Source organism: Aminobacter sp. MET-1 (assembly GCF_026521175.1).
Classification (GTDB): Bacteria; Pseudomonadota; Alphaproteobacteria; order Rhizobiales; family Rhizobiaceae; genus Aminobacter.
The window spans coordinates 1-25,230 of the sequence record NZ_JAMSHL010000029.1 but is presented as its reverse complement, the minus strand read 5'-3'; the positions used below and the strand labels follow the sequence as shown (position 1 = coordinate 25,230).

The following is a 25,230-nucleotide window of genomic DNA, read 5'->3' as shown; positions in this document are numbered from 1 at the left end:
CTCCGTCGAGACCTCGTTTTGATGGGAGGACGCTAGCGAAGGTGCCGGTACGCAAAAAGGGCTTGCAGCTGTGTTCTATTTTAGAAAAACTAAAACAAGAATCCGCCGGACCAGATGAACGTGAAAAACTCGCCACCCATGCGCGCCATCCAGGCGTTCGAAGCCTTCGGGCGGCTTGGCAGCGTGACCGCCGCGGCCGACGAACTCGGCGTGTCGCCGGGCGCCGTCAGCCAACAAATCCGTAAGGCCGAAGACGAACTCGGTGCCTCGCTGCTTGAACGGCGCGGCCGCACAGTGACGATGACTTCGCTTGGGCGCCGGTATCATGCAGCGATCTCGGACGGCTTCGATCGCATTCGCGAAGCCGGCAACATGCTCGATCGAGCCCGTTCGGAAAGTGCTCTGACCGTGTCCTGTCTGCCTTCGCTTGCAAGCAAATGGCTCGCGCCGCAACTGTTCGACTGGCAGGCCCATAATGTTGGCGCCACCGTGCGGCTGATCGGCGCCGAACCCGAAGTCAGGTTCGGCGAAGACCAGGTCGATTTCCGCGTCTCCTACGGCGCCAAGATGCGTGAATACGACCACTACGCCGCGCTGTTCACCGACTGGGTCGTCCCAGCCTGTTCGCCAGCCTTGCTGGAGCGCCGGCCCTTGCGGCGACCGGCCGATATCCTCGAATGCCCGCTGCTTGGCATCGAATGGGCCAGCGACCATCGTTCGCCGCCCACCTGGGCCGAATGGGCGGCAAGCCTGGGCATCAGTTACCGGCGGACGTCGGGCGAAATGGCGTTTTCGCTGTCGAGCGCTGCCATTGATGCGGCCATCAATGGCCGCGGCTTCGTGCTGGCGCAGATGTCCATGGCTGGCGACGACATAGCCTCCGGCCGCCTCGTGGTGCCGTTCGACGTGCCGCTGCGCCTTCCCGATCCGTATTTCCTGGCATGGGATCGATCCGCACTGCAGAAACCGCATGGCGCAGCACTGCGCGCCTGGATCGTCGCGGTCGCCAATCGTCAGGATGCGAAACATCAGACGATGCGGTAGCGAGCTTTTGCCTGCGGGCTTGCCGGAGATGGCGCGAGGGCGGCTACCGTGTACCTCGTGGACGGGCTAAGAGACTGCCGCTCTCAGAAACAGCACGTAGAACAGCACATAGAGCACGTAGGTCTGGCCGTTGCCGGTGTAGACCCTGCGGACTGTTTCGGCCGATCCCGAGCCCAACTGTGCAACGCCGCTCCAGAATGTCGTTGCCAACGGTCTGGACCATGGCAACGGCAGGCGGATGTAATAGCGATAGAATTCGGCGATGCCCTTGGCGGCTTTGCGGCCGCGATCCAGGCGGTAGGCCGTCCAGGCGATCAGGAACAGCACGCCGGCGCCGGCAATCGAGGTGGCCATGACGGGAACCGGGTTCCAGTAGCCGTAGATCGTTTCCAGCGACATGCCTTGCCACACCAGCGTCGAGGCGAAATACGGGTCGATTGCCGCCGACACCGGATCCATGAACAGCTTGGGCATGAAGGACAGCACGAGGATTGCCGCGACAAGCACGACCTGCGGCAGGAGCAACTGTGCCGGAGCTTCGCGGGCGTTGATGGTCGCCGCCTGCGGTGCGGCGAAGAACAGTGTATGGGCGAGGCGGAACATGTAGAGCAGGCCGATGAGCGTTGCCAGGACGCCTGCTGCTGCGAGCCCGTACCATCCCTTGTCGACCATGGCGCTGAGCAAAAGCCATTTGCCGCCGAAGCCGGCGAGCGGCGGCAGGCCGGACATCGACACGAGGGCGACGCTCGCAACGACAAAGGTCACGGGCATGCGGCGAGCGAGGCCGCCGAGTTTGTCGAGCTGCCGTGTGCCGCAACGTAGGATCACGCCTGCGACAGCGAGGAACAGGATACCCTTCACCATCAGGTGGTTGGCGACGAGATAAAGCGCGGTGACCCAGCCGAGATGGCTCATCAGCGCGATTGCCGTGATGATGTAGCCGAGTTGGCTCATGCTCGAATAGGCGAGCAGCCGCTTGACGTCGTCCTGCCTGAAGGCGAGGCCAGCTCCTATCACCGTCGTCAGCATGCCGATCCAGCCCATGATATGGGCAAGCTCCAGTCCTGCCTGCGAGCGGATGGCAAGATAGGTGACCATGAACAGGCCGAAGATGGCGACCTTGCTCACCACCGATGACAGCATGGCCGAGAGGTCGTCGTCGGCCTCGGCATAGGAGCCGGGCAGCCAGACATGGAAGCCGATCGCACCAGCCTTGATGAGGAAGCCGAGCGCCAGCAGCGCAAAGGCGGACGCAGCATCCGTCCCGCCCGTCCTGAATGCCTGTAGCAGCGAGGTGCCGTTGGCCGCATCGGCGAGCGCAAAGCCGGCGAGCAGGCAGAAGGCTGAAGTCAGCGAGAACAGCAGGAAGGGCAGGGCATGCGGATGGGCGTGCCTGCCCTGCGCGATCATGAAGTAGGACGACAACGTGATAAGTTCCCAGGCGAAGAAGAACTCGAGGCTCGTCTGCGCGCGCATCATCGTGGCAATCGAAAGCAGCAGGACCGCCATCAGCGGATAGTAGCCGGGGCGGGAATCCCGCCGGTAGAGTGCCGCCGACGCCACCACCAGACCGCCGGCCAAAAGCACGGTGGCGAAGAGCCCGGATATGCCTGTTGTGCCGGATATCTGCCAGTTGCCGACGCCGAGCACGGCCAGCAGCATCAGGCCGCATTTGACGCGCCCCGGCAGCCAGTCGAGCGCATAGAACACGATGCCGACGATGAGCGGCGCAAACAGCCAGAGCGAGGCAGCACCTGACAGTTGCGCCCCATGATAGCTGCCGACAGCAAGCAACACTGCACTGCCTGCGGCCGGCAGCAGGCCTCGCGTCGTGATGGATAAAGGCAGGTCTTCGGGCATGGCTCGCGTCGCCTGCTTGAACCAGCCGAACATGTAGGCCGCCTCCAGCAGCGAGCCGAGCAGGATCAGGGCGATCCAGACATAGAGCTGGGACCCGGAAAGCTGCATGATCAGCTCCCACTTGGCCCAGAAACCGGGGAAGGGCGGCAGGCCGGCAATGGCGACAAGCAGAAGCGCGAAGACGAGCAGCACGAGCGGCCGCCCCGCAATCGCCGACCAATCGGCGACCTCCTGGCGTTGTACCGCACCGGCCAGCCAGAACAATCCGGCCTTGGCGAAGAGGTGATTGGCGAATAAGCCGCCGATGACCAGCGGCATGGAGGCTGCTGCTCCCTGCTTCTGCAGCAATGCCAGCGCCAGCATCATCAGCCCCATCTGGGCGATTGAGGAGTAGCCGAGCATGCGCTGCACGTTGGTTTGCTTGAGCCCGGCGAGATTGGAGAACAGGAAGGTTGCCCCACCCGCCACCGCTATAAGCGAGAGGTGGCTTTCGAACAGAGGCAGGAGCTTGAGCAGCGCAAAGAACACGCCCGCCGACACACCGACCGATACCAGCGCGGCGATGCCTGCAGGCGCTGTCTCATAGACGTCGAGCCCCCAGCCATTGGCCGGAAACGGCTTCAGTTCGAGAATCAGGCAGGCGAGGACGAAGACCAGCGCCGTGGTGCCGATAGGCCCGGCGATGAACTCGCGCCGTGCGATCAACTCGTCGATGTTGAGCGTTCCGGTAACATGGTAGAGCAGCACCGATCCGAGCAGCAGGAATGACGAGGCAAGCACCGTCGCCATGATGTATTTGAAGCTTGCCGCCAGCGTTGCCGGGTTGCGCTCGAGACCGAGCAATCCATAGGTCGCGATCGACACGATCTCCAGGAAGACGAACAGGTTGAACAGGTCGCGGGTCATCACCATGCCGTTGATGCCCATGACGAGGATCAGGTAGAGCAGCAGTGCCGCGTAGCTGTCGCGGAGCCGCGGCCATAGCTGCCAGGCGCCCAGCAGTGCTGCGACGTTGACGCAGAAGGTGAAGAAGCCTTCCCAAACCCCAAAGCGCAGATTGATCGAGATGGGTGGCGTGGCGCCGGCCGTATAGACCTCGATGGCCGGCTGGCCGTTGCGCAGCGCCCAGAAATTGATGCCAGAGATCGCGGCGATGCCGCAGAGGGCGGCAATGAAGGCCAGCGCCGGCAGCGGCTTGGCGATACGGTAGAGCAGGGGGATGAGGAAACCGCCGCCGAGGCCGAGCAGGAAGATGTTCAGCGGCTGGAACAGCGCCTCTACCATTTGGACTCCGTCAGCGCGTCGATGGACAGCGTTTTCCTGGCATCATGGATGCGGATGGCGAAGGCCAGCATGATGGCGGTGACCGAGAAGCCGATAACGATCGCGGTGACCACCAGCGCCGAGGGCACAGGGTCGACTGCCCGCGTGGTCGCCTGCTCGATCCCTAGCGCTGCGTCGATGATCGGCGCCGTGCCGGCGGTAATGTAGCCGGTCGCCACCATGACGATGTGCAGTCCGGTGTCGACCAGGCCGAAGCCGATGATGATGCGCAGGATGTTGCGGTGGCGCAGGATGCCCCACATGCCGATCAGCACCAGCAGGAAGCCGGTGGTCATGAGAAGCGTGGAGACAGGCAGGCCCATGATCGTCCCCGTTCAGTTTCGAAAACGGTCGATGATGACGCTGAGTTCGGCGCCGACCTTGACGCCCAGCAGCGCCGAGATGATCGGGATGGCGCCGGCGCTGACAAGTGTGCCGAACTCGCCCAGTGGCAGGATGTGGCTGTCGAGGAAGCCGGCGGCGAAGATCAGCCCGAGGATGCCGATGCCGACATAGACGACACCGGCCAGCGATTCCGTCACGCCGAGAAAGCCGTGGTTGAGCTTGGTTGCCGGCAAGGCGAGCATCAAAAGCATGGTCCCGGAAGCAACCACCGCCCCACCTTGGAAGCCACCGCCGGCAGAGAGGTGGCCGTTCTTGATGACATAGGCGCCGAACAGGAAGATCAGCGGCAGGATGATTTCCGCGCCATTGCCGACCAGTTCGCTCGGACGACGTGGCTCCATCCCGGGATCAGCCGCCGTCGCGCTATCCTTGCCGCCGAGCAGCACGCCGACGCCGGCCGCGACCATGAACAGCACTGCCACTTCGCCGAGCGTGTCGAAGCCGCGATAGGTGATCAGGATGCCGGTCACCACATTGGGCGCGCCGAGGTCGCGCGGCACCATGGTTAGATACTGTTCCGCGAGCGCGGACACGCTCTCGCGTTCCGCATAGCCGCCGACGATGCCGCCGAAGACTGCGCCAAACAGCAGTACGGCAAGTAGGGAGAAGATCGTCTTCATGGTGCGTTCCCGTTGCCTTGCCGGTCGTCCTCCTCGCGCAGCGCGTCGACCATGGTCGACGGCGCCATCGGCGTGCGGACGGCGTGCGCGGCTCGCGACAGCGCATGCGACGAGAGCGGGTTGGTCATCAGCACGAAATAGGCGACGACCAGAAGCTTGAACGCCCAGTCCGGATGATGGAAGCCGAGCCCGGCGAGAACGAGGATGTTACCCAGCGTCGAGGCCTTGGTGCCGGCCTGGATGCGGGTGAAGGTATCGGGCATGCGCAGCAGGCCGAGTCCGGCGGAGAACAGGAAAAAGGCGCCTGCAAGCACAAGGATGCTGCCGATCAACTCCATGGTCACTCCCTCCCGCCGCCGGTACGGCGGATTGCGTAGAGGAAGATGAGGGTCGACAGGCCCGAACCGATTGCTGCCTCGGCCATTGCGACATCGGGGGCGGCGAGAAGCACATAGGAGACGGCGGCGAACAGGCTCGCCAGCCCGGCGCTGACCATCGCCGCCATCAGGTTTTCGAGCCAGACGGCCAGCACGCCGCTGACGAGGATGCTGCCGCAGATCAGGATGACGAGAAGCTCGAGCATCGTCACGGCCCCTTTTCGAGGAAGCGGGCGATGGCGAGCACTGCGAGGAAGCTGAGCAGGCCATAGACGAGGGCGACGTCGATGTAGACGAAGCGGCCCGAGACATGCGCGTAGAGTGCGATCAGTGCAATCGACACGACCGTCAGCATGTCGATGGCGACGACACGGTCGACTGCCGTCCGGCCGATCACCAGCCGTGCTACGCCGAAGACGATGGCAAAGAAGATCAGCACGCCGGCGATCTGAAGCAGCAGGTCAGCCAAAGACCGCCTCCAGGTGCTTTTCGAACGGAGCCACGATCATTTCTGTCGCTTGCTCCGGGTCGGTCGCCCTCACGTCGAGCCAGTGGACGAACATCGTTTCGCCCCTGACATCCATGACCAGTGAACCCGGGGTCAGCGCAATCGAGTTCGACAGCGCCAGTCTGCCGATTGGCGATTTCAGCCGAATGCGGACCTTGACGATGCCGGGGTGGATGTCGATGCGCGGCGCATAGACGTAGCGCAGCATGCTGAGATTGGCCTTCACCAGCTCGGTGAAGAAGACGCCGGTATAGACGAGGAAGTGCCAGGCGCTGCGCGGTGTGACGGCGATGTGCCAGACTTTGCTGCGGCGCGCGAAGATCCAGGCGATGGCAAAGGAAATGATGGCGCCGGTGACGAGGATGGGCGTGGCCAACGAGGCGTTGACGATCAGCCAGAGGATGAAGAGCAGCAGCCAAAGCACCGGTAGGCCACCTATCCTTTGCCCTTCGCTCATCGGCGACCCGCAAGTGCTACGCCGCCGAGGATTCGGCTGGGCAGGTAGACAACGAGTGCTGCGGCACCTTCGATGGCCGAACCGCCATCGGCCAACAGGGTCTCGCCGGCGCTGGCGTCGCCGCCTTCGATCAACCGACGCAGCAGCCCGCTTTGCCCGGCAAAGGCGATCAATGTCGGGGAACTGGCGAAGATGTTGTGCGACCCGCCATCGACCTGGGAGGCGTCGAGCACGGTGATGTTTTTCTGCTGCAACAGCGCGATATCGGAGCCGCTGCCGACGCGTGGGTGGCCGCCGGCGATGCGCCGGGAAATGCTAAGCGCGCGGTCACGGCGCGACACCACGATGGCGAAGGGCATGGGCAATTCGCCGATGTCGCGGACCTGGCTCTGGAAGGCGTCGATGTCGATATCGGGTGCTGCCAGCACCACGCCGCCGAGGCGTTTGAGGGCTTGCCTACGGCCGGTCTGCGCCAGTTCCCGCAGTGCCTCCATGACAACATAGGCGCCCATCGAATGGCCGACGAGGATCACGCGGTTGGCCTTGGTCTGGGCCGCGATCTCGATCGTCTCCGCCAGACCGCCGCGCCCCACCACCGTGCTGTCGCGGTCGTAGACATAGAGCGGCAAGGAACCGCCGGAGGGCCAGGCATAGTGCAGTGTCAATGCGCGGACATTGTAGTCATGGGCGATCTGTGCGGCCCGGAAGACGCTGTCGGCGAAGTTGTTGTTGTAGCCGTGCACGAAGATGAAGATCTCGCGCTCTTGCGGCGGACGCTGGGCCAGGGCGGCATCGAGTTGGGTGACGAATTGCTTGCGGCTGGCGATCTGCTGGTAGCTTTGCGCCACGAAATGCCTGGCCGGATCTGGCGTCCGGCCGGTCTTCTCGACATCGCCGGGCACATGGTTCCTGGGTATGCCGATGTCGAGCTTTGCAAAATTGAGCGTCTGCGAGCGCTCGGCCGAATAGGGCAGCGACAGGTTGTCGGATCGGGCCCGTGTGGTGGCGACATAGACGGGAACAACCGCCGCTGACGCGGCCTTGTCGGTCGTCACGCCTAGGCCAAGCACGGCGCGGGGGCCGCCGCAGCCGGCGAGCAGCACTGCCATCAACAGAACGGAAAACAGACGCTTCGCCGACATGCCTCGATCCAGCAAGCTTACGCGTGATCAGAAGCAGCAAATCCGCGTGGCGGCAACGGGCGAAACGGACCGAGGCCAAGGATTGGGACGCCAAGCATATCCTCGGGATTCCATGCCAATCACATGGCCGCCGGGCTCGGGCTAGATTGCTCTGAGGGCGGAGGGACTTGTTGGGGCTGCCGCCGGCCAAAACAATTGTTGACGACACGATTCGATGAACTCAGCCACTCAGCAGAAATTCTCGGTCTGGACCCTGATGGCGATGGTCGTCGGCTCGATGGTCGGCGCTGGCATCTTCTCGCTGCCGCAGGCCTTCGGTCGCGAGACAGGACCGTTCGGCGCGCTGATCGCCTGGGCCATCGCCGGCGTCGGCATGCTGATGCTGGCCTTCGTCTTCCAGACGCTGTCGCGCCGCAAGCCCGATCTCGATGCCGGCATCTACGCCTATGCCAAGGCCGGTTTCGGCAACTATCTCGGTTTCCTCTCCGCTCTCGGCTATTGGTCGGCCGCACTTCTCGGCAACGTCTCCTATTTCGTGCTGATCAAGTCGACGCTCGGGCTGTTCTTTCCGGTGTTCGGCGACGGCAACACCATCACGGCCATCGTCATTTCGTCGATGCTGCTGTGGACCGTGCACTCGCTGATCCTGCGCGGCGTCAAGGAAGCGGCAGCGATCAACACCATCGTCACTTTCGCCAAGATTATCCCGATCTTCCTGTTCATCGTCTTCGTCGTCTACGGCTTCAGCGCCGACATCTTCGCCGCAAACTTCTGGGGCGGCGAGGACGTTAGTCTGCGCAGCGTTGCGAGCCAGGTCCGGGGGACGATGCTGGTGACGGTGTTCGTCTTCGTCGGCATCGAGGGCGCGAGCGTCTATTCGCGCTACGCCCGTAACCGTCGCGACGTCGGCGTGGCGACGCTGCTCGGTTTTCTCGGCGTTCTCTGCCTGCTCGTGCTGGTGACGATCCTGTCCTATGGTGTCATGCTGCGTCCCGATCTCGCTGCCCTGCGCAACCCGTCCATGGCCGGCGTGTTGGAGGCGGTGGTCGGACCATGGGGTGCCAAGTTCGTCAGCATCGGCCTGCTGATCTCGGTTGCCGGCGCCTATTTGTCCTGGGTGCTGCTGGCGGCGGAAATCCTGTTCACGGCATCCCGCAATGAAACCATGCCGCGCTTCCTCGCGCATGAGAACAAGAACGGCGTGCCGTCGAACGCATTGTGGCTCACCAATGCTGTCGTCCAGACCTTCCTGATCCTCACGCTCTTTGCCCAGTATGCCTTCAGGCTGGCGCTCGAACTGACCAGTTCGATGATCCTCATTCCCTATTTTCTGGTCGCCGCATACGGCTTCAAGCTGGCCTGGACCGGCGAGAGTTATGAAAAAGAACCGGCGGCGCGGCGCGGCGAGTTCGCCGTTGCCGCGATCGCCTTGGCCTATACTGCCTTTCTCATCTATGCGGCAGGCGCCAAGCATTTGCTGCTCTCGGCCGCCATCTACGGACCGGGCACGATCCTCTTCTTCATGGCGCGCATAGAGCAGGGGCGCAGGGTGTTCACGCCGGCCGAGATGGTGATGTTCGCTGTTGCGGCTGTCGGAGCGGTGGCAGCGATCTACGCGATCGCCACTGGCCTCATCGCCGTCTAGGCAAGGCCGGCAGCAGCCTCGGCGCTGCCATCGCTCGGTGGTTGCGATGCCGCAGGCGCAAGACGCTCGGTATGGCCATGGCTGGCAGCGCACTTTCACAAGCAACTGTACGTCATTCGAGCATCTGTTTGATAAGCGCGATCTTTTCCGGATGGCGGTTTTGGTTGCCCGACCCTTTGCGCTGCACAACTTTGGGACGCGGAGCATAGACATGGGATTCCATGCTGATCACAGCCCCACCCCTGCAATCCTATAGTTCTCCTTGAATTTCATTCGCATCTCGATCGCGAACCTGGGTTCGCTGACAGGAGAAAAAGGACCATGGCTTCAAGCGATAATCAGAAGCTGTCGCTGTTTGCACTTACGTCCATGGTCGTGGGATCGATGGTCGGCGCCGGTATCTTCAACCTGCCCGGTCGTTTCGGGGCTGCGACAGGTCCGTTCGGTGCCATCATCGCCTGGGCGATCGCGGGAACGGGCATGTACATGCTGGCGCGGGTGTTCCAGGCGCTGGCCGAGAAAAAGCCAGACATCGACTCCGGCGTCTTTGCCTATGCCAAAGCGGGTTTCGGCAACTACATGGGTTTCCTGTCGGCTTTCGGCTATTGGCTCGGCAGCTGCCTCGGCAACGTCTTCTACTGGGTCCTGATCGGTTCGACCTTGGGGCGGTTCTTTCCCGGCGCCTTCGGCGACGGCAGCAGCGCCACCGCGATCATCGTGTCGCTGATCGGCATCTGGGCCTTCCATTTCATGATCCTGCGCGGCGTCGAGCAGGCCGCCTTCATCAATACCATCGTCACGATTGCCAAGATCGTGCCGATCCTGGTGTTCATCCTCGTGCTGGTCTTCGCCTTCAACTACACCCAGTTCTCCGAGAATTTCTTCGGCGGCGCAGACATGCCGGCCAAGTCGCTGATCGCTCAGGTGCGCGACACCATGCTGATCACCGTCTTCGTCTTCCTCGGCATCGAGGGCGCCAGCGTCTACTCACGCTTCGCCAAGGAACGCTCCGACGTCGGCAGGGCGACGATCCTGGGTTTCGTCGGCGTCACCGGCCTGATGGTGGCGGTGACCTTGCTGCCTTACGCATCGATGCCGCAATCGGCGATCGCAGGCGTCCAGCAGCCTTCGATGGCGAGCGTTCTCGAGGCCGTCGCCGGACATTGGGGTGCCGTCTTCATTTCCATCGGTGTGCTGGTGTCGGTGCTGGGCGCCTACCTCGCCTGGTCGCTGATCTGCGCGGAAGTGCTCTTTGCCGCCGCCAAGTCCAATGACATGCCGAAGCTCTTTGCCGCGCAGAACGGCAATCGGGTGCCGGCCAACGCCCTGTGGCTGACGAACATCGTCGTGTCGCTGTTCGTGATCTCCACCTACTGGTCCCGCGACGCCTTCAATTTCATGCTCGACATGACGAGCGTGACGGCGCTGCTGCCCTATTTGCTGGTCGCAGGCTACGGCATCCTGATCGCGCGCAGTGGAGAAGGCTACGAAACATCTCCGGGCGATCGCGGCCGGGACCAGGTCATCGCCTGGATCGCGGCGATATACACGGTCTTCATGTTCATCGCCGCAGGCCTGAAATACGTGCTGCTCGTTGCCGTCCTCTTCGTACCGGGCACCATTCTCTACTTCTGGGCACGCCGTGAACAGAAACTGCAGCTGTTCACCTCAACCGAACTCGTTGTGTTCGCCGTCACCCTGATTGCCGGACTGGTCGGCGCCTACGGTCTGCTGACCGGCACCATCACACATTGAACAGAAAGGCAGAAACGTCATGACAAACAACACTCCTCTCGGCGTTCATTCCGAAGTCGGCCAGCTTCGCAAGGTCATGGTGTGTGCGCCCGGCCGGGCGCACCAGCGTCTGACGCCCTCCAATTGCGACGATCTCCTCTTCGACGACGTGCTCTGGGTCGACAACGCCAAGCGCGACCATTTCGACTTCATGACCAAGATGCGCGACCGCGGCGTCGAAGTGGTCGAAATGCACAACCTGCTTGCTGAAACGGTTGCCAATCCCGAGGCCAAGAAGTGGATTCTCGACCATCAGGTCTCGCCGAACCAGATCGGCCTTGGCCTGCTCGACGAGGTCCGCTCTTATCTTGAAGGGCTCACCAATCGCGAGCTCGCCGAAACCCTGATCGGTGGCCTCTCGACCCATGAATTCCCCGAGGCCATCGGCGGCGAGCAGCTGGCGCTGATCCGCGACGCTGCCGGCGTCAACGAATACCTCCTGCCGCCGCTGCCCAACACGCTCTACACCCGCGACACCACCTGCTGGATCTATGGCGGCGTGACGCTCAACTCGCTCTACTGGCCGGCGCGTCACGAAGAGACGATCCTCACCACCGCGATCTACAAGTTCCACCCCGACTTTGCAGGCAAGGTCAATGTCTGGTGGGGCGACCCGACCAAGGACTGGGGTCTCGCCACGCTCGAGGGCGGTGACGTCATGCCGATCGGCAAGGGCAACGTGCTCATCGGCATGAGCGAGCGCACCTCGCGCCAGGCGATCAGCCAGGTTGCGGCAGCGCTGTTCGAGAAGGGGGCTGCCGAGCGCGTGATCGTTGCGGCGATGCCCAAGCTGCGCGCGGCGATGCATCTCGACACCGTCTTCACCTTCGCCGACCGCGACTGCGTGCTGCTTTATCCTGACATCGTCAACGGCATCGGTGCCTTCTCATATCGTCCCGACGGCAAGGGCGGCGTCGAATTGCACAAGGACAAGGGCAGCTTCGTCGAGACGGTGCGGGACTCGCTCGGTCTCAAGAAGATGCGCGTCGTCGAGACCGGCGGCAACGACTACATGCGCGAGCGCACCCAGTGGGACAGCGGCGCCAACCTCGTCTGCGCTTCGCCGGGCGTCGTCTTTGCCTATGACCGCAACACCTACACCAACACGCTGCTGCGCAAGGAAGGCATCGAGGTCATCACCATCACCGGTGCCGAGCTTGGCCGTGGCCGTGGCGGCGGTCACTGCATGACCTGCCCGATCATCCGCGACGCAGTCGACTACTGAGCGTCATCGTCTGTGCTTGTCCCTCCAGCGTACGGCGAAAGCCGTGCGCTGGTTTTGGGTCGATGAGGAACCCGAAATGGCATCACGTTCGTCTTCCAACAGCAGGCGCCTCCTTGGGCTGGCCGCCGTAGCCACAACCTCGCTGCTTGTCGCCGGCTGCCAGCGGGCCGAGGACGCTGTCGAGCTGCCGCCGCGTCCGGTCAAGACGGTTGCCGTCTCCTTCAGCCCCGAGGATACGTTCGGTTCACTCGTCGGCGACGTGCAGCCGCGCACCGAAACCAATTTCGGGTTCCGGCAGGGCGGTGAGATCAGGGAGCGCGACGTGGATGTCGGCGACCGTGTCGAGGTAGGCGCCGTGCTGGCGCGGCTGGATACCGAAGACGCGCAGGATGCCGTGCGCAAGGCCGAGGCCAATCTGTTTGCGGCGCAATCAAACTTCGACAATGCCGACCAGACGCGCAGCCGACAGGAACAGCTTTATCCGCGCACCATCAGCCGGGCTGCACTTGATGCGGCGACCGCCCAGGCAAACGCAGCACGGGCGGGTGTCGACGCGGCGCAGGCCGCAGTGCGCGTCGCCCAGAACAATCTCGACAACCGCGTGCTGAAATCCAATGCCGCCGGCGTGGTCACCGCGGTGGGCGCAGATGTCGGCCAGGTCATTGGTGGTGGACAGATGATCGTGCGCGTCGCGCAACTCGTCGAAAAGGACGCCGTCTTCCAGGTGCCGGAGGCGACCATCCAGTCGGCCAGCCGCGATGTCCGCGTCGAGGCACGCCTGCTCAGCAATCCGAACAGCAAGGCAATCGGTGCCGTCCGCGAGATTTCGCCCGTCGCCAATCCGGTGACGCGCAACTTCACGGTCCGGGTCGGGCTTGAGGCCGCGCCTGACGATTTCCGCTTCGGCAGCGCCGTGCGCGGTACCGTGCAGGTTGCCGGAGACCCGGTTGCCAGGCTGCCGATGACGGCCCTGTTCAACCAGGGCAACCAGCCGGCGGTGTGGGTGGTCGACCCCAAGACCAACACCACCAAGCTGGTGTCGGTCGAGGTGCAGCGCTTCGAGACAAGCGATTTCCTCGTCGCCAAGGGCTTGCAGGACGGCGACAATGTCGTGGTGGCCGGCGTTCAGCAGCTTCGCCCCGATATGGCGGTGCGCCTCCTCAACGGTGCCGGCAAATGAACGAGGGCGGCTTCAACCTGTCGGAATGGGCCATCAAGCGGCAAGGGCTCATCGTCTTCCTGATGGTCCTCGGCGCCATCGCCGGGGCATTTTCATTCCTGAACCTCGGTCGCAGCGAAGATCCCGACTTCACCGTCAAGACCATGCTGGTTCACGCGGTCTGGCCGGGCGGCACCATCGAGCAGACGGTCGATCAGGTGACTGACAGGCTGGAGCGCACGCTGCAGGAAGTGCCGCGACTCGACACGCTGCGCAGCCTGACCAGTGCCGGCCAGTCGATCATCTATGTTTCGCTCCAGGATTCGACCGCGCCGGACGAGGTCGCAGACATCTGGTACCAGGTCCGCAAGAAGGTCGGCGACATCCAGGCCACCTTGCCATCAGGCGTGCGCGGCCCCTTCTTCAACGATGAGTTCGGCGACACTTTTGGCATCATCTATGCGCTGCAGTCGACCGACTTCAGCGATCGCGAGCTGCGCGACTGGGCCTATGAGGCGCGCAGCCGGCTGCTGCGCGTCCACAATATCGGCAAGGTCGAGATGCTTGGCACGCAGGACGAGACCATTTACATCGAGTTCTCGACCCAGCGTCTGGCGAGCCTGAGCATCAGCCCTGCAACGGTGATGAGCACCATTCAGGCGCAGAATGCGGTGATGCCGGCCGGCACCATGACGTCGGCGGCCGACCGCACCATCCTCGAAGTGTCGGGCGACCTTCGCGACGAAAACGACATCCGCGAGATCAACATACCGACGGCCTCGGGTTTCGTGCGGCTGGGAGACATCGCCACCGTCACGCGCGGCACCGTCGATCCGCCCCAGCCGATGTTCCGCGTCAAGGGAAAGCCCGCCATCGGCGTTGCCGTTTCCATGGCGTCGGGCGGCGACATTCTCGAACTCGGCCGCAACATCGACCAGGTGATGACCCGCTTCGAGCACGACCTGCCAGTAGGCATCGACCTCGTTCATGTCGCCAGCCAGCCGGAGGTCGTCACCAGCGCCATAAGGGGCTTCACCGTCTCGCTGACGCAGGCCGTCATCATCGTGCTCGGCGTCAGCTTCCTGGCGCTTGGCTTCCGCGCCGGCATCGCCGTCGCGGTCTCGATCCCGCTTGTCCTGTGCATGACCTTCCTGGCCATGGAAATAAGCGGCATCGCCCTGCAACGCGTGTCCCTCGGCGCTCTCATCATCGCGCTGACGCTGATGATCGACGACGCCATGGTGGCGGTCGAAATGATGATGGCCAAGCTCGACGAGGGCTACGACCGCGTGAAGGCTGCCTCCTATGCCTATACGTCGACGGCATTTCCGATGCTTGCCGGAACGCTTGTCACCATCGCCGGCTTCATTCCTGTCGGGCTCGCCCGAAGCGTTTCGGGCGAATATGCGCGCTCGCTGTTCGTGGTCATCGCCGTAGCACTCATCGTCTCCTGGCTTATCGCCGTGCTGTTGACGCCGATCGTCGGTCTGGCCGTTCTGAAGTCGGGCGCAAAGGCCACGGACAAGGGCGAGGGCGGCCTTGCGCGAGGCTTCAAGAAGCTGCTGCATGCCTGCATCCGCATGCGCTACATCGTCGTCGCCGCCACGGTCGCGCTGTTCGTCGTGGCTCTGCTCGCTGCGCCGCTGATGAAGCGGCAGTTCTTCCCTCCGTCCGACCGCCCGGAACTGATGCTGCAACTGGTGCTGCCGCAAAGCGCATCGATGCAGGCGACCTCGGCGGAGGTCGACAAAGTCGAAAAACTGCTGGCTTCCGACAGCGACGTCGTCGACTGGAGCTTCTATGTCGGCTCGGACGCCATCCGCTTCTACCTGCCCATGGACATCCAGGCGCCGGCGCCGTTCCGTGCCCAGGCCGTTGTGATCGCCAAGAGCGTCGAGGCGCGTGACGGGCTGCAGGCAAGGCTGCAGGCCGAACTCGACCAGCAGTTCCCCGACATCATCGCCCGCGTCTCGCCGCTGGAGATGGGGCCGCCCGTGGGCTGGCCCGTCCAGTATCGCGTGATCGGCCCCGACGTCGCCGGTGTCCGCAGCCTCGCCTGGAAGGTCGCCGACGCGGTCGGCAGCGTCAGCGGCGTTATCAGCCCCAATCTCGACTGGAACGAGCCGATCAGGAAGGTAGTCATCGAGGTCGACCAGGATCGGGCACGCCTCGTCGGCCTGAACTCGGCCGCCATCAGTCAGACGCTGTTTGCCACGGCGTCGGGATTGCCGATCACGCAGGTCCGCGACTCTATCTACCTGGTCAACGTGGTGGCCCGTGCTGCGGCCGACGAACGCGCCAATGTCGAAACGTTGCGCTCGCTGCAGATCCCGATAGGGCCGAACCAGACCATCCCGCTGGCAAGCATCGCCAACATTGAGTATCGCACCACCCAGCCGATCATCTGGCGGCGCGACCGCGAAACCACGATCACCGTGCAGGCCGACGTGGCTGAGGGCGTGATGGCCGACAGTGTTGTCGACCAGGCCTCAGCCAAGATCGACCAGTTGCGCCACGACAATCCGAATTACCGGATCGAGGTCGGCGGCTCCGTCGAAGGGGCCGAGACCGGCATGGGGTCCGTTCTGGAGATGATCCCGCTGATGGCGATCGTCATGGTCATCATCCTGATGTTCCAGCTCCAGAGCATCCAGAAGCTTCTGCTGGTGATCAGTGTGGTGCCACTCGGCTTGATCGGCGTCGTGCTCGTGATGCTGATCACCAACATTCCGGTCGGCTTCATCGCCGTGCTCGGCATGATCGCCCTGATCGGCATGATCACGCGAAACTCCGTGGTGCTGATAGACCAGATGGACAGCCGGCTGGAGAGCAGCGGCATGTGCTGGCAGAGCGTCATAGACGTCACTGCCGAACGCGTGCGTCCGGTATTTCTGACTGCAGGGTCGACCATTCTCGGCATGCTGCCGATCATCCGTGATCCGTTCTGGGCGCCGCTGGCCTTCACCGTCATCGGCGGCCTGGTGGTGGCTGCCGTTCTGACGTTGATCTTCCTGCCCGCTCTCTACGTGCTTTGGTTCCGCATTCCGGAGGAACGGCCGGCATCGCCTGCACCGCAGGCAACAGCCCAGCCTGCCGGTGTACCTGCCTGAGCATCCGCATGGAGACCAACGGCTTGCCGAATGACGGGCAGGGCGGCGCCATCGAGATCCGTCTCGAGGACGTGTCGCAACTGTTCGAGACGATGGATCCGTTTCCGTTCCGGGAACGCGACCTGGCGCGGGACGCGGACGAATACATTTGCGGCTGGGCCGGCGAATTGCCCGCCGACCGGCCCCTGGAAATCAGGATCCACCTGCCTGCGGGGGCAGCCGGCAGTGCCGAGGTTCGTGGCCTCGGCGCGTCATTGTCCAACTATTTCGACTACCGCGCCGGCGTCGTGACGCGCGAACTGTCCGACGAGTTCCGCATGGGCCGGCGGGCGCTGCTGATCGGGCTGGCCGTGCTCGGCTTGTGCCTGCTGCTGGGCCAGCTGTTTGTTGCCGTCACATCCTATGGCAGCATCGGGCACTTCGTCGAGGAAGGCCTCATCATCGTCGGCTGGGTGGCGCTATGGCGGCCGCTCGAGATCTTTCTCTACGACTGGTGGCCGATTGCTCAAAAAAAGAAGTTGTATCGGCGCCTGGCCGAAGCCCGCGTGAGCGTCAGTTTCTACGAGACGCCTGATGGCGAAGGCCTTGACCTTAAGTCGAGGCGCTCAAAATGAAACGCAATGCAAAGCGTTGGGACGCACCGCTAATCCCCGGCAATTGTCCGCAGGCTATGCTGCTGCGCAACACGCTTCGCATCATCCGGTTTTGAAGCAAAAGGAGTTACCATGTCCGACCTGATCGTCATCGTGTATCCGACCGAAGCAAAGGCCGAAGAAGTGCGCGAGCGCCTGTTCGAGTTGCAGAAGCAGTACCTCATCACGCTCAGCGATGCTGTCATCGCAACCAAGAACGATGCCGGCAAGATCAAGCTGAACCAGCTCGTCAACACCACGGCCGCCGGTGCTGTCTCCGGCAGCTTCTGGGGCTTGCTCGTCGGCGTGCTGTTCCTCAACCCGCTTCTGGGTGTCGCCGTTGGTGCCGCGTCTGGCGCGCTCGGCGGCGCGATGAGCGATTTCGGCATCAACGACGCCTTCATGAAGGAGCTTTCGGGCAGCCTGCAGCCCGGCAATGGCGCGCTGTTCGTTCTGGTCAAGGAAATGACCGCCGACAAGGTGCTGAAGGAGATCGCCGGCTACGGTGGCGTGGTGCTCAAGACCTCGCTTGACGATAGCAAGGAGCAGGCCTTGCGCGACGCCTTGCAGAAGGCTTCCGCCGCACCTGCCAGCTGATTGCCTTGACCTGGAAGTCGCAATGGGCCGCAGGTCGGCCCGTTGCATCATCCGTTGCCATGCAGCGCGGAACTGGTCGTCTGATTGTTTGATACGGGGGAGTTGGCCATCATGAACCGCCTGCTTGCAAATCCTGTCGCACTGATGCTCATGGCGCTGGGCATGCTGACGGCCTGCGTTCCCCAGTCGCCCGGACCCGGTCCCGGACCGTCGCGTCCGCAGGCATGCACTTTCGAATACGCCCCTGTCTGCGGACAGCGTGGCGACCGTACCCGAACCTTCTCCAATTCCTGCATGGCCCGCGCCGACGGCTTCCGCGTGATCCACAACGGCCAATGCCGCAGGCCCGAGCAGCAGACTGCGTGCCCAGCGATCTACATGCCGGTCTGCGCCGTCAACGGTGCCAGGTGGCGCACATTCTCCAACAGCTGTCTGGCGCGTGCCGACAACTTCCGCGTCGTGCATCAAGGCGGCTGCCGTTGACGGCAGTGCATCAAAATGATCCGATCGAGGCAGTTGAAATTGGGCAATGGGCAGCAGGCACGGGGCGACGGCCGCATGAACGTATATCTTGCTACCGGCATCCTGGTGCTCGCACTGCTGCGGGTTGGGGATTCGATCTTCGTTCCGCTCGTCGTTTCGCTGTTCATCATCGCATTGGTCTGGCCGATCCAGGCAGCGCTTCAGCGGTTCCTGCCACGGCTGCTGGCGCTGTTCATCACCCTCAGCGCGACGATCGCCATCGTGCTTGCTGTCGGCTCGTCGGTGGTCTGGGGCTTCGGCCGGCTCGGCCAATGGCTGTTCGTCAATGCCAGCCGTTTCCAGGCGATCTACGTCGACTGGACCCAGTGGCTGGAGGAGCGCGGCGTCGCCGTTGCCGGTCCGCTCGCCGATCGTTTCGACGTCAACTGGCTGGTTGGCTTCACCCAGGGCGTCGCCGGTCGTCTGAACAGCTTCGCCGGGCTGGCACTGCTGGTCTTCGTGCTGGTGATGCTTGGCCTGCTCGAAGTCGAGGATTTCAACCGGCGCCTGGAATCTTCCGCGGCCCAGCCATATGGCGCCCGCATTCGCGCCGCCAATCGCGAGATCGGCATAAAGCTGCGCCGCTTCATGGCCGTGCGCACCTTCGCCAGCGTGCTGACGGGACTTGTGGTTTGGGGCTTCGCCCTGGTGGCCGGGCTCGAACTCGCGGCGGCATGGGGCGCCATTGCCTTCGCGCTCAACTACATTCCGTTTCTCGGACCATTCTTTGCAACGATGTTCCCGACCCTGTTTGCCATCGCTCAGTTCGAATCGTGGCAGATGGCCTTTGTGGTGTTCGTCGGCCTCAACCTGATCCAGTTCATGATCGGCAGCTATCTCGAGCCGATCCTCACGGGGGCTTCGCTGGCGATCTCGCCCTTCGCGGTCATATTCTCGGTGTTCTTCTGGAGCTTCATGTGGGGCATCTCGGGCGCCTTCATCGGCGTGCCGATCCTGATCGCCTTCATCGTCTATTGCGCCCAGTCGCCGTCGTCGCGCTGGATCGCGGCCCTGTTCGCGTCCGGCAAGACGGAAATGCTGGAAGCGCAGGCCGAACACAAGGATTGAGGCAGTCGGCGCTGCCTGCTGCACCAGCCGGCCAACCATCGGCATTAACTGTCATTTTCCGGCCTCGTTGAACAAACCTTCGCGCGCGCTATGATATGTGAACGCGAAGGATCATGACTGCAGGTGTGTCCGCGCCAGCTTGAGCAGGGACGTAAGTCTCAAGCCAGCCGCAGACAGCACCTGAAAACGCCACCGGGACGTGCGTGCACGTCCCCAAGAGGGGGTTGGCATGGTTGCAGTTGGTACAAGCTTTGCGCAGGAGAACCCGAACGGTTTTCTCGCCTCGGCCGGTCAGCACGACGGGCCCATTCCCCATTTCGAGTTTTCGACCGACGATGTGGCGCGCGCCGATCAGTTCGATGCCTGGCGGCACAATTTTGCGACGATGCTCGACCTCACGCCCACAGGCAATTCGCCAGAAACGATCGACGGCAGGCAGGTGATATGGGACCTCGGCTGTCTCGCCTTCACCTCGATCAGCACCGGAGCGCTGAACTTCGCCGGTCTGCCGGGCCATGTGCGCGGGGATGCCCTCGATCACTGGATGATGACGCTGTTCCTCGATGGGGGAGCGAGCACCATTGCCGGCCAAAGGTCATTCGACGGCGGCGCCGGCACGGTGCAGCTCCATTCGCTGGGACAACCTTTCGACGGGCACGTCACCGACAGCCACATGCTGATGTTGCTGATCCCGAGGGATTTCTTCCAGGAGCATTCCGGCGCGCTGAGCCTGGCGGAGTTCTCGACGCTGAGTGGCGGCATGGGCTCGTTGCTCGCCGACTACATCATTGGCCTTGCCAAGCGCCTGCCGACATTGACGATTGCCGACCTTCCCGGCGTGGCAGCGGCGACGCGAGCCATGATCCTGGCCTGCATCACACCTTCGCCCGATCATCTCGATGAGGCGAGGGCGCCGATATCGAACATGTTGTTGGAGCGGGCGCGGCAATACATCAATGCCAATCTTTACAATCCGAGCCTCGACAACGACATGCTGTGTCGAGCGCTCGGCATTTCGCGCACCAGGCTGTACCGGCTGTTCGAGCCCAGCGGCGGGGTCATGCGCTACATCCTGCACCGCCGTCTTGTCGATGCTCATTCCAAGCTTGCCGACCCGACCGAGACCCGCCGTATCTTCGAGATCGCCGAGCAGCGCGGCTTCAACGACGGAGCGGAATTCAGCCGGGCCTTCCGGCGTGAGTTCGGCTATAGCCCGAGCGAAGTCAGGTCGCGCGGCCTTGGTGCGATCCCGGCAAGGCCGGTCGCCGACCTGGCGTCGCTCGAACCGGTGGAGCGCCTAGGTCATCTTCTGCGGCGCCTCCAGAGCTAGAAAATTCCAGGGAAATGTGTCCGCAGATGCTCTAGGCCTCGAAGGCCTGCACCTGCCGCCGGCTGCTTGCCGAGGAAAGCGCGGCCACTACGATCAGCACCAATCCGGTCGCTGCCACGCCAGCCATGACAAGATAGGTCCGCTCGCCCCAGCTGGCATAGACCTGCCCCGAGAGTGCTGTCAGCAATGCCATCAAGCCCGCCCAAGCGCCGGCAAGCCATCCCTGGACCTGTGCCTGCATGCCGGGTGCTGCCAGTTGCGACAGGACAACGATGCTTCCCACATGCGTGGCGCCGAATGTGAAGCCGTGGGTTAGCTGGAAAACGGCGAGTAACTCGACATTGGGGTCGAATGCCATGAACAGCCATCGACCGGTTGCAACTGCCGCTCCCAGCAGCAGCAGGAACATCGCCGCCTTGGCATTGCCGACGAGGCGTCCGGCGACTGCGAACACTGCGACCTCCGACACGACGCCAAGCGCCCAGAGCATTCCCGTCATGCTCTTGCCAATGCCCGAAGACTGCCAGTGCAACGTTCCGAAGGCGTAGATCAGCCCGTGGCTTGCCTGGACACAGGCTGCACCCACCACGACGAGGACGATAAGCAGGCCGGCTCTGCCGGCTGGTCGGGAGGCGCGGCGCTCGCCATACGGCGTCGACGGCAGCCTTGCGACCGTCAAGGCGGTCAGGGCCGTCAGCAGGGCCGAGGCGGTGAGAAGCCATATGATCATGTCCGGCTCGAACCACATGAGCAGGATGCCACCGGAAATGTTGGCCACGGCAAACGCGATGGATCCCCACAGCCTGACGCGTCCATAGTCGACTGTCGGCACTGTCGCCCGCGTGGCGCGCAACGTGACTGCATCCGAAAGGGCGATAAGTGGTCCCTGGGCGAGGCCGATTGCTGCGACAAGCAACAGGATCGGCAGGAACGTGCTTGTGGTCCCGAGCAGCGGCGTGGCGATCGCAACCGCTGCGGCACATATCAGGAGTGTTCCGCTCAGGCGCTCCTGCCGGTCGGCAACTGCCGTGACCACCGGATTGGCAAGCACGCGCGCCAGAAGCGGCATAGCCAGTATGATACCGATGCGGCCATCGTCGAGATGTTGAGAGCGCAGCCATACCGGAAAGAACGGCAAGTTGATGCCGAGTTCAAAGAACAGCGCCGCATACAGCAGCGAAAAGCGCAGGCGAGCTGGCATTAGCCCCCAGGAATGATGTCATGAGCAGCGGACATCTTTGGTGAGGCTGTCATCCATTTGCGCAATAGTACAGACGTTGAGGTCGCGAACTTGTCGATTGCTGTGTTCAGAAACTGGCCGAGGTCACGTCGCCGGCACCTCAGCACCTCGCCGTGTAGAGATGTCCGGTGCGCGGATTTCGATATTGGCAATAGCCGTTGCGCAGATTTCGAACCAGCAGTCCGGCGGTGGCACCAACGGCTGCGCCGACGACCGCACCTTCTGTAGAGCCGTGGATTGCAGCGCCCGTCGCGGCGCCGAGTGCCGCACCCGTGCCCACATCCCGTTCGGTCGTGGTGCAGCCTGCCAGTGCGACCGTGCAGATCATTGCCAATGCGAGCTTCTTCATCGTGTTTCGTTCCGGCTGAAGTCGACGTCTCGGGCCCAAGCGCCCATTGTCGAAATCTAGCCGATGCCGACATGGCCGTGATGGGCAGGAAATCCCAACTCTAGTCGCTGCGTCCCGGAAATGAGTGTGTAACCGCGATGGCGAAGCCGAGGCCCATGTCGGAGATACCCGTCATGTCGTTGCCGAGGGAACGGCCTATGCTAACGCAAATGGCGGAGCAGATCGCAAGGAAGAAGCGCGGGCGGCAGACCTGGCAGCTGCCGCCCGCTCGCTTGGGACGACTGGTGTGGTCGGGGCAAGATGCCATGCCATCATGCGTCCGAACCGAATGTCCCGCGCAATCGGAATATCTGTCGTCAGTATAGGCGATCGGAGGCCGCTTGTGATCGGCAAGGAATCCCATTGGTACGCATTGCGTCCATCAGATAGCGCTGCACCGAGCTGCTGGAAAAACGGCCCACGGTGCCTCCTGCGCCCTATGTCTGCAGATACTGGAGGATTTCGCCCAGGCTCACCACCTCGTCGAGCACTTTGAGCGGCAGCCGCCTTGGCGACAGGGGCAGGCCTATGGCAGCGGCGGCCCGGACCTCACTCGGTGCGCAGCCCATCTCGCTTCGAAATGCCCGGCTGAACGTAGCGGCATCGGCGAAACAGAGTTTTTCCGCGATCCTGGAGACGCTGGTCAGCGAGTTTGGATCGGACAGTTCCTTGTAGGCCGCCAGTAGCCGCTGCCGCTGGATGTAGCGCGCCACCCCATGCAACGGCTCGAAAAGAACGTATAGCTTGGAGCGTGAAATACCGAGTTGACGGCACAGCTTTGTCGGTCCGAGATCGGGAGCTTGCAACTCCTTGTGGATCATCTGTCGCGCCCGCTCGAGCATGGTGGCCGCGATGTGGTCCTGTGCCTCGGCGACGCGGTCGGCGGTCGGGGCGAGGCAAGCCGAAATCATCGCGCGCATTGCTTCGACGGCATGGGGCACCTCATGCGCCGGTATGTGTGGCAGCCGGCGTTCGAACGAGACCAAGAAGTCGGCGAGCAACCCGCCCAGCCCATCAGGCCCGACGCTGCCGGGATGTTTGTCGAGCACGCCAGCCAGCGGACGCAGCAGGTCACGGGGGATGTAGACGGTCGATACGCTCGAATCCGCCGCAGCGCCGTCATAGGGGCGGCCGAGCGAGCGGAAATGGACCTGACGTGGCGGCGCATTCGGATCCTGCGCAGCGTGCATTGCGCTCTCCGGCAGCACCAAGCACCAATGGTCGAGCGGATCCTTGCCAAAATGGTGCCAATTGCGCGGCACCTTCGGGCCTGGCATGCGCGAAGAGGTGAAGGCAAGCTTGCCTAGGTCCCAGACCTGCTGTTCGAAGATGAAGCCCTGCCGCGCCTCGGGGCTGATGGAAACGTCGATCACCGAGGAGTGGAAAGTGCGCCATGCCTCGAACTGATGCTCGACCGGCAATTCGCGCGTGTCGAATTTGAGCGTGGCAAGCAGGCCTGCTTCGTTCATGCGGCTCCCGAACCTGTGAAATCTGGACTCAACCTCCGATTGATAATGGCTGCGCGAGCGCTTGTCGGCAATAGCTTCCTTCAGGCAGCGAAGCTGTTGTCCCTAGCGCGCCGATCCTCAGCGGGCCTTTGCGTCTATCGCGCCGCCGTGGGCGACAGTGACCCACGGCCTATAGCGGGCGTGGTCGGCAGGGCACACCGATGGTGCATTCTAGGGAGTCACGGTCCCATTTGCCGAGATTGGCCGCCGCCTCATAGGTGCTTTGCAGAAACGCCATGAGCGTCGCGTCCGGGTCTTCCGCATTGCGCACCACATCGTATGGCAGCAGGAATTCACCGAACTCCTTGGAGAAGAACGCCTGTTGCGGCTGGACTGCGGCCGAGGCGTAGCCGTCGGGGGCGGGATAGGCATAGGAATAGAAGGTGGGATAGTCGATCGGCCCGCCGCCCGGCCAGAACCCTGCACTGGACACCTCATGCGAATAGGCCTCGCGGGTGACCGGGTCCGGCAGGCGCGGAATGCCGCCCGGATGCAGCGGGGCTCGCCTGCCCGAAAAACGTGTCACAGCAAGGTCGAAGCCGCCCCAGAAAAAATGCACCGGGCTGACCTTGCCGAGGAAGCCGGTCCGGAAACGCGAAAAGACCTGCTGTGTCGAGAGCAGGATGCGCCAGAGGCGATTGGCATGGTCGCGGTCGTAAGCAGAGTGGACACTGTCTTCTTCGAACGGGACGCCGTCGGCAATCTCGGATGGCTGGGTGAATATCTGCGTTTCGAGACCAAGTTCGACAAGCGCCATCGCCACTTCGCCGTAAAATCCGGCGACGGTCTTGGGGGCGAGCATGACCTGGCGGACATGGCCGTCGCTCGTTCTCAGCCACAGCAGATGGTCGATGAAATCGAAATCGATCTGCAGTGCCCGCCCGCCAACAGGGATAGGCGAAGTCGTCAAGCCGCGGACAGTCACATAGAGCGGCACGTGCCAGGAGTGGTTCAGCCAGGGCTCGTGCGTCAGGCGGATCTTGCCGATGATCTGGGTCCACAGATGGAGCGTTTCATAGGTGTCCTTCCAGGTGGCGTAAGGAAGGTCGGGCCAGCGTTCCAAATCAACGGCAGACGGCAAATTTGCCTCCCTCGTGCAGCTTCAGACCTCGCGGCGCGGCGCAGTGAAGAATACTATACGAAGGTAGCCAGACATTTGGCCAGCGCCCTGGTTCCACCAATCATCCTGCAAGAAAAAAGCCCCGCGTTTGCGGGGCTTTTGGTTGTTGGCCAGAGGTTTGTTTGGCTTAGGACCGCGGGCGTTCCTTCTTGGGGT

23 protein-coding genes are annotated in these 25,230 nt (G+C 63.1%); 11 read left to right on the top strand and 12 right to left on the bottom strand.

Annotated elements, in window-relative coordinates; translation table 11 throughout:
- The first annotated feature begins 114 nt into the window (after positions 1 to 114).
- Complete coding sequence (locus tag NDO48_RS26415) at positions 115 to 1,044, top strand: LysR substrate-binding domain-containing protein (protein ID WP_267322704.1); 930 nt, start codon at positions 115 to 117, stop codon at positions 1,042 to 1,044.
- Between the two features lie 66 nt (positions 1,045 to 1,110).
- Here the strand turns inward: NDO48_RS26415 and NDO48_RS26410 are convergent, their stop codons facing one another.
- The 8 genes from NDO48_RS26410 to NDO48_RS26375 are packed head-to-tail and all read right to left on the bottom strand — an operon-like array spanning position 1,111 to position 7,736.
- Complete coding sequence (locus NDO48_RS26410; protein WP_267322703.1) at positions 1,111 to 4,188, bottom strand: complex I subunit 5 family protein; 3,078 nt, start codon at positions 4,186 to 4,188, stop codon at positions 1,111 to 1,113.
- On the bottom strand, positions 4,182 to 4,550 hold the full coding sequence (locus tag NDO48_RS26405; protein WP_267322702.1) for a sodium:proton antiporter: 369 nt from the start codon (positions 4,548 to 4,550) through the stop codon (positions 4,182 to 4,184). Before NDO48_RS26405 ends, NDO48_RS26410 begins: the two co-directional genes overlap by 7 nt.
- A 12-nt stretch (positions 4,551 to 4,562) precedes the next feature.
- On the bottom strand, positions 4,563 to 5,252 hold the full coding sequence (mbhE, locus tag NDO48_RS26400) for a hydrogen gas-evolving membrane-bound hydrogenase subunit E (protein WP_267322701.1): 690 nt from the start codon (positions 5,250 to 5,252) through the stop codon (positions 4,563 to 4,565).
- Complete coding sequence (mnhG, locus tag NDO48_RS26395; RefSeq protein ID WP_267322700.1) at positions 5,249 to 5,590, bottom strand: monovalent cation/H(+) antiporter subunit G; 342 nt, start codon at positions 5,588 to 5,590, stop codon at positions 5,249 to 5,251. Before mnhG ends, mbhE begins: the two co-directional genes overlap by 4 nt.
- Positions 5,591 to 5,592: 2 nt before the next feature.
- Positions 5,593 to 5,835, bottom strand: coding sequence for a hydrogenase subunit MbhD domain-containing protein (locus NDO48_RS26390; RefSeq protein ID WP_267322699.1), 243 nt, complete (start codon positions 5,833 to 5,835; stop codon positions 5,593 to 5,595).
- A 2-nt stretch (positions 5,836 to 5,837) separates the two neighbouring features.
- A complete protein-coding gene (locus NDO48_RS26385) occupies positions 5,838 to 6,098 on the bottom strand; it encodes a monovalent cation/H+ antiporter complex subunit F (RefSeq protein ID WP_018426853.1) in 261 nt (86 codons plus the stop codon).
- Positions 6,091 to 6,594, bottom strand: coding sequence for a Na+/H+ antiporter subunit E (locus NDO48_RS26380; protein WP_018426854.1), 504 nt, complete (start codon positions 6,592 to 6,594; stop codon positions 6,091 to 6,093). The genes NDO48_RS26385 and NDO48_RS26380 overlap by 8 nt, the downstream gene beginning before the upstream one ends.
- Complete coding sequence (locus tag NDO48_RS26375; protein WP_267322698.1) at positions 6,591 to 7,736, bottom strand: alpha/beta hydrolase; 1,146 nt, start codon at positions 7,734 to 7,736, stop codon at positions 6,591 to 6,593. Before NDO48_RS26375 ends, NDO48_RS26380 begins: the two co-directional genes overlap by 4 nt.
- Positions 7,737 to 7,950: 214 nt before the next feature.
- Here NDO48_RS26375 and NDO48_RS26370 point away from each other — a divergent pair, with 214 nt between their 5' ends.
- From NDO48_RS26370 to NDO48_RS26325, 10 genes are all read left to right on the top strand, one after another.
- On the top strand, positions 7,951 to 9,381 hold the full coding sequence (locus NDO48_RS26370; protein ID WP_026226963.1) for a basic amino acid/polyamine antiporter: 1,431 nt from the start codon (positions 7,951 to 7,953) through the stop codon (positions 9,379 to 9,381).
- 321 nt (positions 9,382 to 9,702) lie between these two features.
- The gene (locus tag NDO48_RS26365) at positions 9,703 to 11,136 is read left to right on the top strand and encodes a basic amino acid/polyamine antiporter (RefSeq protein WP_018426858.1); all 1,434 of its coding nucleotides are present in this window, start codon (positions 9,703 to 9,705) and stop codon (positions 11,134 to 11,136) included.
- A 19-nt stretch (positions 11,137 to 11,155) separates the two neighbouring features.
- A complete protein-coding gene (arcA, locus tag NDO48_RS26360) occupies positions 11,156 to 12,400 on the top strand; it encodes an arginine deiminase (RefSeq protein WP_267322697.1) in 1,245 nt (414 codons plus the stop codon).
- A 76-nt stretch (positions 12,401 to 12,476) separates the two neighbouring features.
- The gene (locus tag NDO48_RS26355; RefSeq protein ID WP_267322696.1) at positions 12,477 to 13,580 is read left to right on the top strand and encodes an efflux RND transporter periplasmic adaptor subunit; all 1,104 of its coding nucleotides are present in this window, start codon (positions 12,477 to 12,479) and stop codon (positions 13,578 to 13,580) included.
- Entirely contained in the window at positions 13,577 to 16,669 is a 3,093-nt protein-coding gene (locus tag NDO48_RS26350; protein ID WP_267322695.1) for an efflux RND transporter permease subunit, read from the top strand. Before NDO48_RS26355 ends, NDO48_RS26350 begins: the two co-directional genes overlap by 4 nt.
- A gap of 8 nt (positions 16,670 to 16,677) precedes the next feature.
- Complete coding sequence (locus tag NDO48_RS26345; protein ID WP_267322694.1) at positions 16,678 to 17,283, top strand: hypothetical protein; 606 nt, start codon at positions 16,678 to 16,680, stop codon at positions 17,281 to 17,283.
- Positions 17,284 to 17,394: 111 nt separating this feature from the next.
- Positions 17,395 to 17,898, top strand: a complete 504-nt coding sequence (locus tag NDO48_RS26340) for a DUF1269 domain-containing protein (RefSeq protein ID WP_267322693.1) — start codon at positions 17,395 to 17,397, stop codon at positions 17,896 to 17,898.
- Between the two features lie 111 nt (positions 17,899 to 18,009).
- Entirely contained in the window at positions 18,010 to 18,381 is a 372-nt protein-coding gene (locus NDO48_RS26335) for a Kazal-type serine protease inhibitor family protein (protein ID WP_267322692.1), read from the top strand.
- 75 nt (positions 18,382 to 18,456) lie between these two features.
- Positions 18,457 to 19,488: an AI-2E family transporter gene (locus NDO48_RS26330; protein WP_267322691.1), complete on the top strand. Its 1,032-nt coding sequence runs from the start codon at positions 18,457 to 18,459 to the stop codon at positions 19,486 to 19,488.
- A 229-nt stretch (positions 19,489 to 19,717) separates the two neighbouring features.
- The gene (locus tag NDO48_RS26325) at positions 19,718 to 20,818 is read left to right on the top strand and encodes a helix-turn-helix domain-containing protein (RefSeq protein ID WP_267322690.1); all 1,101 of its coding nucleotides are present in this window, start codon (positions 19,718 to 19,720) and stop codon (positions 20,816 to 20,818) included.
- 31 nt (positions 20,819 to 20,849) lie between these two features.
- On the opposite strand, the gene NDO48_RS26320 is transcribed toward NDO48_RS26325, so the two are convergent.
- From NDO48_RS26320 to NDO48_RS26305, 4 genes are all read right to left on the bottom strand, one after another.
- Entirely contained in the window at positions 20,850 to 22,019 is a 1,170-nt protein-coding gene (locus NDO48_RS26320) for an MFS transporter (protein ID WP_267322689.1), read from the bottom strand.
- A gap of 139 nt (positions 22,020 to 22,158) precedes the next feature.
- The gene (locus tag NDO48_RS26315) at positions 22,159 to 22,407 is read right to left on the bottom strand and encodes a YMGG-like glycine zipper-containing protein (protein WP_018426868.1); all 249 of its coding nucleotides are present in this window, start codon (positions 22,405 to 22,407) and stop codon (positions 22,159 to 22,161) included.
- A gap of 476 nt (positions 22,408 to 22,883) precedes the next feature.
- The gene (locus tag NDO48_RS26310) at positions 22,884 to 23,915 is read right to left on the bottom strand and encodes a helix-turn-helix domain-containing protein (RefSeq protein ID WP_267322688.1); all 1,032 of its coding nucleotides are present in this window, start codon (positions 23,913 to 23,915) and stop codon (positions 22,884 to 22,886) included.
- 169 nt (positions 23,916 to 24,084) lie between these two features.
- Positions 24,085 to 25,035 (bottom strand): DUF5996 family protein, encoded by a 951-nt coding sequence (locus NDO48_RS26305; RefSeq protein ID WP_267322687.1) that lies wholly within the window; start codon positions 25,033 to 25,035, stop codon positions 24,085 to 24,087.
- Between the last annotated feature and the right edge of the window lie 195 nt (positions 25,036 to 25,230).